This window comes from Nocardioides sp. NPDC059952 (genome assembly GCF_042730435.1).
Taxonomy (GTDB): domain Bacteria; phylum Actinomycetota; class Actinomycetes; order Propionibacteriales; family Nocardioidaceae; genus Nocardioides.
In genome coordinates, this window is sequence record NZ_JBHWLY010000020.1 from 50554 (window position 1) to 64884 (window position 14331).

The 14331-nt window shown below is 69.5% G+C and carries 17 protein-coding genes; 7 read left to right on the forward strand and 10 right to left on the reverse strand.

Annotated elements, in window-relative coordinates; translation table 11 throughout:
* The first annotated feature begins 59 nt into the window (after nucleotides 1-59).
* The 3 genes from ACFV9G_RS11695 (at nucleotide 60) to ACFV9G_RS11705 (ending at nucleotide 2589) form a co-directional block, all read left to right on the forward strand.
* On the forward strand, nucleotides 60-1322 hold the full coding sequence (locus ACFV9G_RS11695; RefSeq protein WP_378727647.1) for a hypothetical protein: 1263 nt from the start codon (nucleotides 60-62) through the stop codon (nucleotides 1320-1322).
* An 80-nt stretch (nucleotides 1323-1402) separates the two neighbouring features.
* On the forward strand, nucleotides 1403-1855 hold the full coding sequence (locus ACFV9G_RS11700) for a thioredoxin family protein (protein WP_378727648.1): 453 nt from the start codon (nucleotides 1403-1405) through the stop codon (nucleotides 1853-1855).
* Nucleotides 1852-2589 (forward strand): cytochrome c biogenesis CcdA family protein, encoded by a 738-nt coding sequence (locus tag ACFV9G_RS11705; RefSeq protein WP_378727649.1) that lies wholly within the window; start codon nucleotides 1852-1854, stop codon nucleotides 2587-2589. The genes ACFV9G_RS11700 and ACFV9G_RS11705 overlap by 4 nt, the downstream gene beginning before the upstream one ends.
* Here the strand turns inward: ACFV9G_RS11705 and ACFV9G_RS11710 are convergent.
* The 8 genes from ACFV9G_RS11710 to ACFV9G_RS11745 all read right to left on the reverse strand — a co-directional run bounded on the left by ACFV9G_RS11710 (nucleotide 2571) and on the right by ACFV9G_RS11745 (nucleotide 8344).
* Nucleotides 2571-3002, reverse strand: a complete 432-nt coding sequence (locus tag ACFV9G_RS11710; RefSeq protein ID WP_378727650.1) for a hypothetical protein — start codon at nucleotides 3000-3002, stop codon at nucleotides 2571-2573. The genes ACFV9G_RS11705 and ACFV9G_RS11710 overlap by 19 nt on opposite strands.
* Nucleotides 3003-3004: 2 nt before the next feature.
* Complete coding sequence (locus tag ACFV9G_RS11715; protein WP_378727651.1) at nucleotides 3005-3415, reverse strand: hypothetical protein; 411 nt, start codon at nucleotides 3413-3415, stop codon at nucleotides 3005-3007.
* A 59-nt stretch (nucleotides 3416-3474) separates the two neighbouring features.
* Nucleotides 3475-4227, reverse strand: coding sequence for a 2-phosphosulfolactate phosphatase (locus tag ACFV9G_RS11720; RefSeq protein WP_378727652.1), 753 nt, complete (start codon nucleotides 4225-4227; stop codon nucleotides 3475-3477).
* Nucleotides 4228-4428: 201 nt separating this feature from the next.
* On the reverse strand, nucleotides 4429-5043 hold the full coding sequence (locus tag ACFV9G_RS11725; protein WP_378727653.1) for a non-canonical purine NTP pyrophosphatase: 615 nt from the start codon (nucleotides 5041-5043) through the stop codon (nucleotides 4429-4431).
* Nucleotides 5033-5740 (reverse strand): ribonuclease PH, encoded by a 708-nt coding sequence (rph, locus tag ACFV9G_RS11730; protein WP_378727654.1) that lies wholly within the window; start codon nucleotides 5738-5740, stop codon nucleotides 5033-5035. Before rph ends, ACFV9G_RS11725 begins: the two co-directional genes overlap by 11 nt.
* Before the next feature lie 9 nt (nucleotides 5741-5749).
* Nucleotides 5750-6508: an SGNH/GDSL hydrolase family protein gene (locus ACFV9G_RS11735; RefSeq protein ID WP_378727655.1), complete on the reverse strand. Its 759-nt coding sequence runs from the start codon at nucleotides 6506-6508 to the stop codon at nucleotides 5750-5752.
* Nucleotides 6509-6581: 73 nt separating this feature from the next.
* Complete coding sequence (locus ACFV9G_RS11740) at nucleotides 6582-7418, reverse strand: hypothetical protein (protein ID WP_378727656.1); 837 nt, start codon at nucleotides 7416-7418, stop codon at nucleotides 6582-6584.
* Nucleotides 7415-8344: an ABC transporter ATP-binding protein gene (locus tag ACFV9G_RS11745; protein ID WP_378727657.1), complete on the reverse strand. Its 930-nt coding sequence runs from the start codon at nucleotides 8342-8344 to the stop codon at nucleotides 7415-7417. Before ACFV9G_RS11745 ends, ACFV9G_RS11740 begins: the two co-directional genes overlap by 4 nt.
* A 133-nt stretch (nucleotides 8345-8477) precedes the next feature.
* On the opposite strand from ACFV9G_RS11745, the gene ACFV9G_RS11750 reads away from it, so the two are divergent.
* Together ACFV9G_RS11750 and ACFV9G_RS11755 are read left to right on the forward strand one after the other, a co-directional pair.
* Nucleotides 8478-9638 (forward strand): sensor histidine kinase, encoded by a 1161-nt coding sequence (locus tag ACFV9G_RS11750; RefSeq protein ID WP_378727658.1) that lies wholly within the window; start codon nucleotides 8478-8480, stop codon nucleotides 9636-9638.
* Nucleotides 9635-10321 (forward strand): response regulator, encoded by a 687-nt coding sequence (locus ACFV9G_RS11755; RefSeq protein ID WP_378727659.1) that lies wholly within the window; start codon nucleotides 9635-9637, stop codon nucleotides 10319-10321. The genes ACFV9G_RS11750 and ACFV9G_RS11755 overlap by 4 nt, the downstream gene beginning before the upstream one ends.
* A 131-nt stretch (nucleotides 10322-10452) precedes the next feature.
* Here ACFV9G_RS11755 and ACFV9G_RS11760 read toward each other — a convergent pair whose 3' ends face one another.
* Nucleotides 10453-11223, reverse strand: coding sequence for an MBL fold metallo-hydrolase (locus tag ACFV9G_RS11760; protein ID WP_378727660.1), 771 nt, complete (start codon nucleotides 11221-11223; stop codon nucleotides 10453-10455).
* Nucleotides 11220-12077: a glutamate racemase gene (murI, locus tag ACFV9G_RS11765; RefSeq protein ID WP_378727661.1), complete on the reverse strand. Its 858-nt coding sequence runs from the start codon at nucleotides 12075-12077 to the stop codon at nucleotides 11220-11222. Before murI ends, ACFV9G_RS11760 begins: the two co-directional genes overlap by 4 nt.
* 118 nt (nucleotides 12078-12195) lie before the next feature.
* Here murI and ACFV9G_RS11770 point away from each other — a divergent pair, with 118 nt between their 5' ends.
* Together ACFV9G_RS11770 and ACFV9G_RS11775 are read left to right on the forward strand one after the other, a co-directional pair.
* Nucleotides 12196-13194 carry an alkaline phosphatase family protein gene (locus tag ACFV9G_RS11770; protein WP_378727662.1) on the forward strand — a complete coding sequence of 333 codons (999 nt, stop codon included), beginning with the start codon at nucleotides 12196-12198 and terminating at the stop codon, nucleotides 13192-13194.
* A 42-nt stretch (nucleotides 13195-13236) separates the two neighbouring features.
* On the forward strand, nucleotides 13237-14292 hold the full coding sequence (locus ACFV9G_RS11775; RefSeq protein ID WP_378727663.1) for an alkaline phosphatase family protein: 1056 nt from the start codon (nucleotides 13237-13239) through the stop codon (nucleotides 14290-14292).
* Nucleotides 14293-14331 lie beyond the last annotated feature (39 nt).

Genomic DNA, 14331 nt, shown 5'->3' on the forward strand with positions numbered 1-14331 from the left:
CAGCGGCTCACCCGAAGAATTCGGGGGCAGGGTCGCCGGAGGCTCCCTAGACTCCCGCCGTGGACCTTCGAGCACGCGCTGCGACGCTCGCGGTCCTGGTCTTCCTGGGCCTCGTCGCCGCCGGCTGCGCGGATCTTCCTGGGGACGCCGGGGCCTCCCCGGCACCGTCGCATCCTCCGTACGACCCCGCTCCGGCCGACTTCGAGGCCGTCGAGGACCTGCTCGCCCAGCGGGCGACGGCGGCGCTGCAGGGTGACGAGGCGGCCTTCCTCGCCACCGTCGACCCCCGCGACGACAAGCTCGTCGACCAGCAGCAGACAATCTTCACCAACCTCCAGCTGCTTCCGCTGAAGTCGCTCGCCTACAAGGTGAAGGCCCTTGACCGCACCCCGGACGAGGTCCGCAACGACGGGGTCCTCTTCGCGCCGCACGTCACCGAGGTGGCCCAGCTCGAGGAGGCGCACCGTGCGCCGGTCGCCAATGCGACCGACATGACCTTCGTACGCCAGGACGGTGACTGGGTGATCGGACGGGACCGCGCCGCGCCCGAGGACAGGTACAGCCGACCGTGGTTCGGCGGTCCGGTCGCGGCGGCGAGCGGGCCTTCGGTCCTCGTCGTCACCGAGCGCGACGGGCCCACCGGGGCCGCTGAGCTCCTGGACCGCGTCTCGACCGCGCGCGCCGAGATCAAGGAAGCCCTCGAACCCGTGTGGCGCGGCGAGGAGGGTGAGACGCCGCTGCTCATCGACGCGACGTACAACGGCAGCCCGCCTGGGGACACCTTCGAGGGCGACGACGGCGCCGCCGCGGTGACCTACTGGGTCGACGCGTCCGGGTCCATGTCGGGCTTAGCCGGCGCCGTCGTCAAGGACAACCCCGTGGCGACCAACCGGCTGGCCACGGACGACCACACGTTGCGCCACGAGCTGAGCCATGTCTACGGTCCGGCGCTGGTGCCCGTCTGGGTCAACGAAGGTCTCGCCGAATACCTCTCCGGCTGCGAGGCCAACATCTGCGGCGAGGACGAGGAGCGCGACACGCTGCTCGGGCACGAGCGAGCGATCCCGGGCGACGCGGAATGGGGCGAGGACGGGTCGATCGACTACGCCGTCTCCCACGCGGCGGTCTCGTGGCTGATCGACGAGAACGGTGGGCTCAAGAAGTTCCTGGAGTTCTGCAACGACTTCTACATGCACCTGCCGAGCGGTAGCGACGACTTCCACGACGGGACCGACAAGGCCCTGCGGGAGTCGTACGGCATCACCCAGGAGCAGCTGGTCGAGGGCACCTGGGACTGGTTCGCCGAGCTGCCCTCCGAGTGACTGGCCGCATGCGCCCGAGAACGCCCATCCGCGTGGCGATCCACTCCGAACCCAGTCACATGAATTCTCGCCTCGTGGCTGTGATCGCACTTCTCCTCCTCTCCGCCGGCTGCGGTTCCAGCGCAGGCCAGGCAGGAGACTCGACGACCTCAGTCGCCTCCTCGACGCCGTCGACCGCCGAGTCCACCCCGGCCGAGACGCCGGCCGAGGAACCCGTCTGCGAGGGTCGCTACGCCGACTACTCCGACGCGGCCGTCGCCGAGGAGTGCTACACCGACACGATCCTCTTCTTCCACGCGCCCTGGTGCCCGGAGTGCCGCGGGTTCGAGGAGGCGATCAAGAGCGGCGAGGTTCCTGCGGGAGCGCAGATCCTGAAGGTCGACTACGACTCCGCGACCGACCTGCGCAAGCAGCACGGAGTGACGATCCAGTCGACCTTCGTACGCGTCGACCCCGCCGGCGAGACGGTCAAGCTCTGGTCGGGCTACGGCCAGGACAAGTCGGTCGACGCCATCCTCGAGAACACCCAGTGACGCTGCTGCTCGCGTCGTTCCTCGCCGGCGCGCTCTCGGTGCTCGCGCCGTGCGTGGTGGCCTTCGTGCCCGCCATATTCTCCCGCGGGACCGGCGAGCGCCGGCCGTGGGTGGCGGTGGCCGCGCTCGGTGTCTCCGTCATCGTGTTCAGCGTCGCGCTCAAGTCCACGACCCTGCTGATCGACGTCCCGCCACGGTTCTGGAGCGTCGTCTCCGGCGTGATCGTGGCGCTCTTCGGCGTCGTGATGGTCTGGCCACGGCTGTGGGACGCGGTGGCGTTCCGCCTCGGGCTCGGGTCGCGTGCTCAGGAGCGCTTGGCCCGGGCGAACACCCGTCGCGGGCTCGGCGGCGACATCCTCTTGGGCGCGAGCATGGGCCCGGTCTTCAGCGCCTGCAGCCCGACGTACGCCCTGATCGTGGCCGCCATCCTCCCCGCCGAGCCGTTGCGCGGACTCGGCTACCTGGTCGCGTACGTCGCCGGCCTGACGCTCCTGCTCGCCGCGGTCATGGTGGGTGGGCGGGCGCTGATCGCCCGGCTCGGCTGGGCGATCGACCCCGAGGGCGCCTTCCACAAGGTGCTCGGCGTCGTGCTGGTGCTGATCGGCGTCGCGATCGCGACCGGGCTCGACAAGGCCCTGCTCACCGTGCTGGTGGAGCAGGGCCTCTTCGACTGGCAGATCGGCCTGGAGGGCGGCCTCAGCACCTCACCATCGACTCAGCTGCCGTGGGTGTAGAAGTCGGCCAAGCGCTGGATGGCAACCGCCTTGGTCATCGCCCGCACCTCTGACTCGGGGATGTGCGCCTCCTGGATGAGAACACGGAGCACACCCAAGGGGATCGCCTCCCGCGGCTCGGGCATCTGACTGCGCGACGGCAGCGCCTTGTCCTCGACACACGCCCAGAACTCCTCGGCCGTGACTTCCAACTGGTCCTTGAGGATGTGGCCCCACATGCTCGGCCCGTAGTCGCTGCGGTCGACCGGATGGCTGATGCGCGTGTAGAGGATCCGCGCATCTGGCAGCGCGAACTCGTAGTTCACGTGGTGGGTGCCGCGCTTGCCCGTGGCACGGCGCCGCTCGATCCATCCCTCGGTGAGGCAGAAAGTCTGATGGTCGACCCTGGTCGCCGGGCCTCTGCGCTCGGTCATGTTCAGGTCAGCAGCCACTCGCGCAACTGCTCGTCGGATGCCAGTCCGACGATCTGCACCAGGCCCCAGTTGTCGGCGTGGTTCGGCGCGGAGTGGAGTCGGTCCACCCAGTCCTCGGCGTAGTCGCGAAGGGCCTCGATCATCTCCTCGACCGCCTCGTCGAGGGTGACGCCATCCGCGGCGACCGGCAGGCCGGGGATGAAGATCGACCACAGATCGTTCTCCGCAACCGCGACCGCACCCGATGGATGGACCTTGATCAGGAAGTAGACCAGCCGATCCGCGTCCACCGCAGCCACCCGCCGCGAACCCCGCGCGACCGTTGCCGGGCGACCCACGTCTGCAGCGTCGAGGATGTCCTTGAAGTGCTCTCGCGCCTCGCGCGCGCTGCGGTAGTCCACTGACGCCGCCATCGCGACTCCTTCCGGTTCCGTGTGTACGCAGTGTACACACAGATCGTCTTCTGTGTCGGTCACGCCTCGGCGCCGGTGAAGGAGTGACCCTCGAGAACAGGCACGAGCAAGGACGTATCGAGCTGGGAAGCCACGAGCACATCCTCTGCGAAGCCCTTGGCGACCAGCTCTCGACCGCTGGCGCAGGCGTGGAGTGCGTCCGGGAGGTCGGCGGCACGGAACGCGACGCGCGCCATGGCCGCCTCGGGTGAGAGATCATCCGGGGCGAGAGCGTCAAGGACCGCTCCGGCGCCCCAGAGGTCCTCGACCGCCGGTCGAAGAGTTCCGTCCGGCCAGCGCTCCCCCGACGCGATGAGGCCGATGGTCGCGCCGGCCGCCACGTGCGGGGCGAGCCAGCCGGCGACCGCGGTGCGGTTGCGGAGCGAGGCCCCGACGACCGTGGCACCGCCCTCCGCGAGAAGGCTGCTGATCGTCGAGCCGTTGGGTGAGGGCAACACGAGCCGCCGGACGCCGTCAGCATCATCCCGCAGCGACGCCGGCGAGAGCGAGGGCCGCCCCGGTGCCGCGTCCTGACGCTGGACCGCAAGGACGGCGTCCTGCTCGCGCGCGTACGCCTCTGCCCGGTCGTCGCGCCACGTGAACGGAAACACCTCGATCCCACGCTCGACCGCGACCGTCAACGTCGTGGTGAACGAGAGCACGTCCACCACGACGGCGATGCCCACGGGCCCGATCGCCTCGGCGCCCACCGGCCCCCACTCGAACCGGACCTGATGAGCGCGCTGACGATGTTCCGTGTCGAAGGTGGCCACGCGCAGAGGTTAGTGAACGGCGGCGCTCGCGGATCGGCGTACAGGTTCGGGGTCGATGCGACGGCGCGCGAATGCTGACCGAGTTACCTCGGTGAGCATCGACTGTCTTCGTGGAGTTCCACGAAGACAGTGAGCCCCGGCCGAGTTACCTCGGTGAACATCCGCCCACCCGACCGAGTTACCTCGGTCAAGCACCCACGATCAGCCGAGCACGGAGGCGATCTGCGGCGCTATCTCGCGCAGGGCACGCCCACGGTGGGAGATCGCGTCCTTCTCCTCGATCGACAGCTCCGCAGACGTACGTCCGTCCTCGGTGTCGACGGCCACGAACAGGACGTCGTAGCCGAAGCCGCCGGAGCCACGGATCTCACGAAGGACGCGACCATCCATGCGGCCTTCGACGACCAGCTCACCGCCGGACCAGACGAAGGCGATCGCGCAGGCGAAGTGGGCGCCGCGGCGTTCGTCGGGGACGTCGGAGAGCTGAGCCAGGAGCAGCGCGTTGTTGCGCTCATCCGACTTGGGCGGGCCACCCCAGCGTGCCGAGAGCACCCCGGGCATCCCGTTGAGCGCGTCGACGCAGAGGCCCGAGTCGTCGGCAACGGTCGGCAGGCCGGTGGCCTTGAAACCGGCCCTGGCCTTGATCAGCGCATTGCCCTCGAAGTCAGGCGCGTCCTCTACCGGCTCGTCGTAGTGGGTGACGTCGTCGAGGCCGACGACCGAGACCCCGGGCACCAGCGGCGAGAGGATCCGGAACATCTCCTCCAGCTTCTTGGCGTTGCGCGAGGCGACGTGGATCCTCAGCTCAGCCGGCAAGTGCGGCCTCCTGCAGCTTGGTCAGGTCGGCGCAGCCCTTCTCGCCCAGCGCCAGCAGGGCGTCGAGCTCGGTGCGATCGAAGGCGACGCCCTCGGCGGTGCCCTGCACCTCGACGAACTTGCCCTCGCCGGTCATCACGATGTTCATGTCGGTCTCGGCGCGCACGTCCTCCTCGTAGGGGAGGTCGAGGCGCGGCGCACCGTCGATGATCCCGACCGAGATCGCCGCGACGGAGCCGGTCAGCGCCTTCGGGACACCCAGCGAGGCGACCGCGTCGGCCAGCGCGACGTAGGCGCCGGTGATGGCGGCCGTGCGCGTCCCGCCGTCGGCCTGCAGCACGTCGCAGTCGATGTTGATGGTGTTCTCGCCGAGCGCCTTGTAGTCGATGACGGCGCGCAGCGAGCGCCCGACCAGCCGGGAGATCTCGTGCGTACGTCCGCCGATCCGGCCCTTCACCGACTCACGCGAGGAGCGCTCGTGGGTGGAAGCGGGGAGCATGGCGTACTCCGCCGTCACCCAGCCCAGCCCGGAGCCCTTGCGCCAGCGCGGCACGCCCTCGGAGGCCGAGGCGGCGCACAGGACCCGGGTCTTGCCGAACTCGATGAGGACGGAACCGGCCGCGTGGTCGAGCCAGTTGCGGGTGATCTTGATGGGGCGCAGCTCGTCGTCGGCGCGCCCGTCAGCTCGTGTGGTCACGGCACCACCCTATGCAACGGTTTCCCGCGCCCACGCCCGGCGTACGACCCACGGCCCCAGATCGCGTGCCCGGCGCCCCATCCACGGCACGCCCTCGCCTGCCATCCAGGCCAGATCCTGCCGCCAGGTGGTCGGCAGCCCACCGGCCGGCTCCAGCGAAGGCGGCTCGAAGGTGAAGCCGTACGTCACCAGCTGCTCGCCGAACGCACGAGCCATCCTCCGGTGGCCGAGCTCGGAGGGATGCAGCCGGTCGGCGGCCCAGAACCTCCGCTCCTCCAGGTCGGGAACCGCACCCAGGTCGAGCCGCAGACCCCCGTAGGTGGCATGCACCTCGTCCCAGATGGTGTTGAGATCGGCGGTGCGGCGCTGGATCGACCGCTTCATCCAACCCGGCATCGGCCACATCACCGAGTGGTCGTGGAAACGCGCGGTCATCAGCAGCGCGCCCTGGCCTGAGAGCGCGTCGGCGCAGGTCATCAGGTCGTCCCGGAGCCTGGCGACGTCCCAGGCGGAGCGCATCACGTCGTTGACCCCGACGATCAGCGAGGCCACGTCGGGCCGGTGCGTCACCGCGTCGGCGAGCTGCTGCTCGACCACCACGGTCGAGGTCGCCCCGATCACCGCGGTGTTGCAGAAGGAGATGTCGTACGTCTGTCCCAGAGCCTCGGCCAGCAGCCGGGCCCATCCTCGCCAACCCTCGATGACCGGGTCGCCGAGGCCAACGGTGGCGCTGTCGCCCAGCGCCGCGTAACGCAGGTAGGTGCCCACGTCTCACAACGGTGACGGGGGTGGGTGCCGAAGCACCCACCCCCGCGTGTCGCGTCGCGAACAGTCCGATGAACTACTTCAGCTCGGACTTGAGGACCCGCATGGTGCCGAGCACCAGCGGCAGGCCGACCCACAGCGCGATCGAGGTGGCCAGTCTGAGGATCCCGAGCGCCCCGTCCTCGACGGTGACTCCGGCCGCCTCCATCTCGTTCCCCGCGATGAACGGCATCATCGCGACCTGCATGGAGATCCACGGGAAGACGTTCTGGGCCCAGTCGAAGATGAAGTAGAGGGCGCTGAAGACGGACGCCTCCAGGATCAGCGTGTAGCCGTAGTAGATGACCAGAGCGGCCGGGGTGTTGAGCAGCAGCATCGCGAACCCGAAGCCCATGAGCAGGTAGAGGATCTGCGTCGCCAGGGTCCAGGCGAGCGCCTCACCGGTGACGTTCCAGCTCGGGTCCGAGCCGGCGATCGCGGCTCCCGCCACCGTGCCGATCGCCCCGATGCCGACTGCGATGGCCATCGTCACGATGCCGAGGACGAAGACCGCGAGGAGCTTCGCGAAGACGACCTTAAGCCGGCTGGGCTCGAGGGTGAAGGTGACCATGTGGGTGCGCTGGCCCCACTCCTGAGTCACGATCATGATCGCCAGCACGGGCACCAGCAGCGAGACCGGGAACGAGAGAGCGCTCATCCAGGTCGATGCGTCCAGCGCGGACATGTCGGACAGCGCTGTGACGAGCAGGATGATGCCGGCGACCAGGGCGATCAGCCCACCGGTGATCATCAGCATGACCCGTCCGGCGCGGGTGTCGGTCATCTTGCGCCACTCGACCAGCACGAGACGGCCGAACGGCACCTTGGTGGCCGTCGGCAACGGGGTCGACGGCGCTACGGACACGGCGCTCATGCGGAGGCTCCTTCGGCGTGGATCTGGGCGACGTTCTCGCGCTGGGTCTCGGCGGTGAGCTGGAGGAAGATGTCCTCGAGGCCGGCGCCGCCGTCACGCAGGTCGGTGAGCACGACGCTCGCCTCCAGAGCCGCCTTGCCGACCTCGGCAGGTGCGGCGGAGACGCGCATGCCGGTGCCGATCGGCTCGACGCTGTAGCCCTTGGCCTTGAGCGCGACGGTGAGCGCCTCGTTGTCCAGTGCGGTGACCAGCGACTGCCCGACGGTGCCCTGGCTGGAGAGGATCTCGTCCTTGGTGCCCTCGGCCACGATCCGGCCGTTGCCGATGAGGATCAGCTCGTCGGCGATCTGCTCGACCTCGTGCAGCAGGTGCGAGGAGAGCAGGACGGTGCCGCCGCGGTCGGCGTACTCCTTCAGCAGGCCACGCATCCAGCGGATACCGGCCGGGTCGAGGCCGTTGGCCGGCTCGTCCAGGATCAGCACCTTGGGGTCACCGATCAGCGCGTGCGCGATGCCGAGACGCTGCTTCATGCCCAGGGAGTAGTTCTTGATCCGGCGCTTGGCCTCCGACGGCGTCAGCGAGACCAGCTCGAGCATCTCGTCGACGCGCGACTTGGGCAGGCCCATCGTCATCGCGGCGAGAGTGAGCACCTCGCGGCCGGTGCGGCCGTCGTGCTGGGCGCTGGCGTCGAGCAGGACGCCGACGTGGCGGCCCGGGTTGGGAAGGTCGGCATAGAGGCTGCCGTTGATCGTTGCCCGACCCCTGGTGGGGTTGGTCAGCCCGACCATGATGCGCATGGAGGTCGACTTGCCCGCGCCGTTCGGGCCGAGGAAGCCGGTGACTTTGCCGGCCTCGGCGGTGAACGACACGTCGTCGACCGCGGTGAAGGTCCCATAGACCCTCGTCAGTCCTTCGACTTTGATCATGACGTACATCCTGCCGTGCATCCGGCGCAGACTGCATCGGACATACGGATGACCCGCAACCCGACGAAAGTATGGGGCCGAGCGCGACCGCGGGATCCTGTGTCCCTGACCTCGGTTGACTAGCGTGTACGCCGTGCAGCAACCGTCACCCGAGGACTATCAGCCACGCCTGAGCCTGTGGGGACACGTGTGGCGGTATGCCCTTGCGCTGGCGATCAGCGCCGTCGGGTTGATCTCCAGCACCGACGGATGGCCGCAGTGGCGCTTCGCGCTCGATCTCGGCCTGGGCATCCTCTCCTTGGTCCTGGTCTTCTGGCGCCGCCGCTGGCCGGTGGCCATCGCCACCTTCGCCACAGCTGCCGGAGCGGTCTCGATCCTCTCCGCCGGGGCGTCCACCCTCGCGCTGGTCTCGCTGGCGACCCGGCGTCGCTGGCGCGAGATCATCCCGATCTCTCTGCTCAGCTGCGCCGCGGGCGTGTTCTGGTTCGCGGTCATGGAGACCACCACGGCGGAGGAGATCCCAGGCATCCCGTTGTGGGGCTTCAACCTCGGCGTCAACGTGGTGATCGTCGCCGCGATGGTCGCCTGGGGCATGTACATCGGCTCCCGGCGCGAGCTGATCGCCACCCTCCGGCTCCGCGCCGAGACCGCCGAGGCCGAGCAGGCGCTGCGCGTCTCCCAGGCCCGCGAGACCGAGCGCCGGCGGATCGCCCGCGAGATGCACGACGTGCTCGCCCACCGCATCTCCCACATCTCCATGCAGGCCGGCGCGCTCGCCTACCGCGAGGACCTCTCCGCCGAACAGGTCCGGGGCGAGGTCGGCGCCATCCGCGAGGGCGCCCACCGGGCGCTCGACGACCTCCGGACGGTCCTCGGAGTGCTGCGGGGCAACGGCGAGGGCCCCGAGACCGCGCCCCAGCCGACGTACGCCGACATCGGCCGCCTCGTCGAGGAGGCCCGCGCGGGCGGCATGAACATCACCTTCGAGGACGACGTCGAGGGCTCGCCACCCGAGGCGGTCGGGCGGTCGACCTACCGGGTCGTGCAGGAGGGCATCACCAACGCCCGCAAGCATGCGCCCGGGGCGGCGCTGCAGGTGTCCCTGCAGGGCTCGGAGGAGCACGGGATCGACGTGCTGCTGCGCAACCGGCTCGGCTTCGACTCCAACACACCCGGCGCCGGGCTGGGCCTGATCGGGCTCACCGAGCGCGTCGACCTCGCGGGCGGACGGCTCGCGCACCGTACGGAAAAGGATGTCTTCATTCTCGAAGCATGGCTACCGTGGGGCCAGTGAGCAGCCCAGGGACCAGCCCAGAGACTCCGGTCAAGATCAAGGTGGGGATCGTCGACGACGACCCGCTGGTGCGTTCGGCCCTCGGGCTGATGCTCGGCGGTCAGGCCGACATCGAGGTCGTCGGTGAGGCCACCGATGGCCAGGAGGCGCTCGCTCTGGTGCGTACGTCCGCCCCCGACGTCGTGCTGATGGACATCCGGATGCCCCGGATCAACGGGCTCGAAGCCACCCGCAGGGTGCTGACCGAGGCAAAGTCGCCGCGAGTGATCGTGCTGACCACCTTCGGTGCCGACGAGTACGTCGTCGACGCCCTCGCCGCCGGCGCCGACGGGTTCCTGCTCAAGGACACGCCGCCGCCCGAGATCGTCGCGGCGATCCGCGCGGTCGCCTCGGGCGAGCCGATCCTCTCCCCCAAGGCCACCCGCACCCTGATCACCCGGCTCCGCGCCGAGCCGACCGGCGACCGCGCCGCCGCCGCCAACCGCCGTCTCGAGGCGCTCACCGAGCGCGAGCACGAGGTCGCTCTCGCGGTCGGTCGCGGGCTGAGCAACGCCGAGATCGCCAAGGAGCTCTACCTCTCGATCCCCACCGTCAAGGCGCACGTGTCTCGCTTGTTCGACAAGCTCGGCGCCACCAACCGGGTTCAGATCGCGATCACCGTCCACGACGCCGGGCTGGTCTGAGCGAACGCTGGTCGAGCCGCCGGAGCCGCTAGGCGGAGGCGTGTCGAGACCAACACAGTCCCCTCGGCGCTCGACCAGACCGTGTTGGTCTCGACACGCTCGCTTCGCTCGCGGCTCGACCAGCGGGGGAATCAGACGTCGTAGACAGCTCCCGTGGCCGCCAGCTCGGTCGGCCCGTCGTACGCCGAGCGCGCCTCGCGGAGGGCGTCGGCGGAGTCGTGCCAGGGCGGGACGTGGGTGACGACGAGCTTCTTCACATGGGCCTTGGTGGCGTACTCGCCCGCGTGGACGCCGGTGATGTGCACCCCGGGCGGGTTCTCGACGCCGTCGCGGAAGGCGGCCTCGCAGACGAACAGGTCGGCGTCGGTGGCGATGTCGAGCAGCGCCTCGGTCTCGGCGGTGTCGCCGCTGTAGGCGATGACCTTGCCGTGCGCCTCGATCCGGAGTCCGTACGCATCGACCGGATGCTCCACGGCCGTCGGAATGATCCGAAAAGGACCGAGATTGATCGGCCCGGTGTAGGTCGAGAACGCGAACTCCTCGCGCATCCCGGGGCGCTTGGGCAGGTCGTAGGCCTTCGCCAGGCGCCGGCCCGTGCCCTTCGGACCGTAGACGGGGATCGGCGGCTGCGGGCCGGTCGGGTGCCACTTGCGGAGCACGTAGTAGGAGGTCATGTCGACGCAGTGGTCGGCGTGCAGGTGCGAGAGCAGGACCGCGTCGATCAGCAGCGGGTCGATGTAGCGCTGCAGGACCCCGAGCGCGCCGTTGCCCATGTCGAGCACGATCCGCCAGGTCCGTCCGGCATCATCGTCGGCCTCGACGAGATAGCAGGAGGCAGGGCTGTCGGGCCCGGGATAGGAGCCCGAGCATCCGATGACGGTCAGCCGCATCCCGGAGGTCATCCCATCCCCCCGGCGAACTGCTGGGCGGCGGCGAGCTCCGGACCGAGGAACCGGGCGCCGATCGCCTTGAACTCGGCGGGGTTGCCGGTGGTCAGGAACGTGTAGGTCGGCTCCCCGCCCTCACGCATCAGGTCGTGCTCGGCCAGGACGCGGTAGACGTCCTTCGCCGACTCCTCGGCACTGCTGACCAGCGTCACGTTGTCGCCCATCACATAGGAGATCACACCAGTCAGGAGCGGGTAGTGGGTGCACCCGAGGATCAGCGTGTCGACCCCGGCGCTGGTCAGCGGGTCCAGATATTCGTGCGCGGCGGCCAGGAGCTCGTCGCCGCCGGTGATGCCGGCCTCGACGAACGGGACGAACCGGGGGCACGCCCGGGTGTGCAGGGAGACGTGGGGAGCCGCGGCGAAGGCGTCGTCGTAGGCCATCGACTCGGCCGTCGCACGGGTGCAGATGACCCCGATTCGGCCGGTGCGGGACGCGGCGACGGCGCGGCGGGTCGCCGGCAGGATGACCTCGACGACGGGCAACGGCCGGTAGCGCTCCCGGGCATCGCGCAGCATCGCGGCCGAGGCCGAGTTGCACGCGATGACCAGCGCCTTCACGCCCTGCGCGACGAGATGGTCGAGGCACTCCAGGGCATACTCGCGCACCTCGGCGATCGGCTTGGGGCCGTAGGGGGCGCGGGCGGTGTCGCCGACGTACAGGATCGACTCGTGGGCGAGCTGGTCGATCACCGAGCGCGCCACGGTGAGACCGCCGAACCCCGAGTCGAAGATCCCGATCGGGGCGTCGCGATCGGGCTGGGCTGAGCCCAGGGACGAGGTCGAACCCAGTGACGAGACGGACTGCACGATCGTCAAGGCTAGGCCCAAACACCGCCTCTTCGCAGTGCCGGGGGTCACTCGAGACATACCCGAGATCCATCTCACGTTCATGTGCGGCGCGCGAAACTGTTGTTAACGTCCGGTTATGACGATTTCGGGACGGTCGCTGGTGCTGGTGGTCATGATCGCCCTGCTGGGCATCACGTTTGCGGTCGTCGAGCTGCCCGGGCGGACCGCGCAGGCGGCGACGGCGAAGCGGGTGCTGGCGATCTCCGTCGACGGTCTCAGCGTGACCGCGATCGACAGGCTGGGCCCGAAGAACCTGCCCAACCTCTACCGGCTGATGCGGGGTGGCGCCTCGACCCGCGAGGCGCGCAGCGAGTACGAGCAGAACGTCACCCTGCCCAACCACACCTCGATGGTCACCAGCCGCCGGATCACCCGGTCCGCCCACGGCCACGGGGTCACCTGGAACACCGACCGGTCGTGGATGACGGTGCAGGAGGCCGCCGGACATCCGGTCTCGTCGGTCTTCAGCCAGGTCGAGCGGACCGGTCGGAGCAGCGCCCTGTTCGCCTCGAAGTCGAAGTTCGGCCTCTTCGACCGCTCCTGGCCCTCGATCGACCGGTTCGTGGTCGACGGCGACGCCGACCTGGTCAACCGGGCAGCGCGCGACCTGGCGGACAAGAAGCGCGCCTTCACCTTCGTCCACCTCGGCTCCCCCGACCACTACGGCCACCGCGACGGCGGGATGAGCGCGGCCTACCGGACCTCGCTGATCCGCACCGACGCCCGCATCGGCAGGCTGCTGAAGACGATCGACTCCTCGGCCACGCTGAAGCGGTCGACGTACGTCATCCTCACCGCCGACCACGGCTTCAAGGCCGGCGCCAAGGACCACGGCGCGCACCTCTACGCGAACTACCGGATCCCGTTCGTCGTGTGGGGTCCCGGGGTCGCTCGCGGCGCCTCGCTCTACCGCCTCAACCCGGACTTCCGGGCGCCGGGGACGAGCCGGCCGACGTACGCCGGCAGGCAGCCGATCCGCAACGGCGACCTCGGCAACCTGGCCCTCGACCTGCTCGGCCTGGGGCCCATCCCTGGCAGCACATTGAACTCAACCCAGTCGCTAGACATTCGCTGAGCGTTCGCCCGGGGCGCCATCGGGTTCACTTAGGGTGTGCCGGTGCGTCGCCTCTTCCCTCTCCTCTCCGTCGGGATCTTCCTCGTCGTCGTGCTCGTCGTGGCCCTCACCGCGCTGCCCGACCGGGACGGCGGCGGTGGCGACAGTGGCGGCGGTGGTGGCGGCGCCGACGGTGGCGGTCGACCGGAACGCGAGGCCACCCAGGTCGACCGGAAGGTGCTCGCGATCTCGATCGACGGGCTCAACCCGGATGCGTTGACGAAGCTGGGGCCGGCGAAGACGCCCAACATCCACCGGCTGATCGACGAGGGCGCCTCGACGCTCAACGCCCGCACCGCCTACGAGAAGAACATCACCCTGCCCAACCACACCGGCATGGTCACCAGCGACCCGATCGACGCCGACGAGGGCGGCCACGGGGTGACCTGGAACGTCGGCGACCCGACCAGGTCGATTGCGAAGAACGAGGACTCGGTGTTCACCGTCGCCCACGAGGCCGGGCTCAGCACCGGGGTCTTCGTGACGAAGCAGAAGTTCGAGCTGTGGCAGCGGACCTGGGAGGACGACATCGACCGATACGTGCCGATCGACGACCACGACGAGCTGGTCCCGGAGGCCGCCGAGGACCTCGCCGACGAGCGGCGCGACCTCACCTTCGTACATCTGTCCCTGCCCGACGTCGCCGGTCACGAGTTCGGCGGGATGTCGCCGGAGTATCTGGATGCCGTCGAGGAGTCGGACGCCCAGGTCGGCGAGTTCCTCGACGTCGTCGACGCCGATCCCGGGCTGGCGAAGGAGCTCGACGTCATCCTCACCGCCGACCACGGCTTCAAGCCGGGCATCACCAACCACTCCGAGAAGGTCTACGAGAACTACCGGATCCCCTTCATCGTGTGGGGCCCGGACGCCGGCGCGGGCACGGACCTCTACGAGCTCAACGCCGACGACTACCGCGACCCCGGCAAGGGCCGCCCCGACTACGAAGGCCCTCAGCCCGTACGCAACGCCGACCTCGGCAACCTGGCCCTGGATCTCCTCGGCCTCGGACCGATCGGGACCAGCGACATCGGCAAGGACCAGACGCTCGACGTCACATGACGTTGTCGTAACCGTCCACGAGCACACACGCCCCTGAGG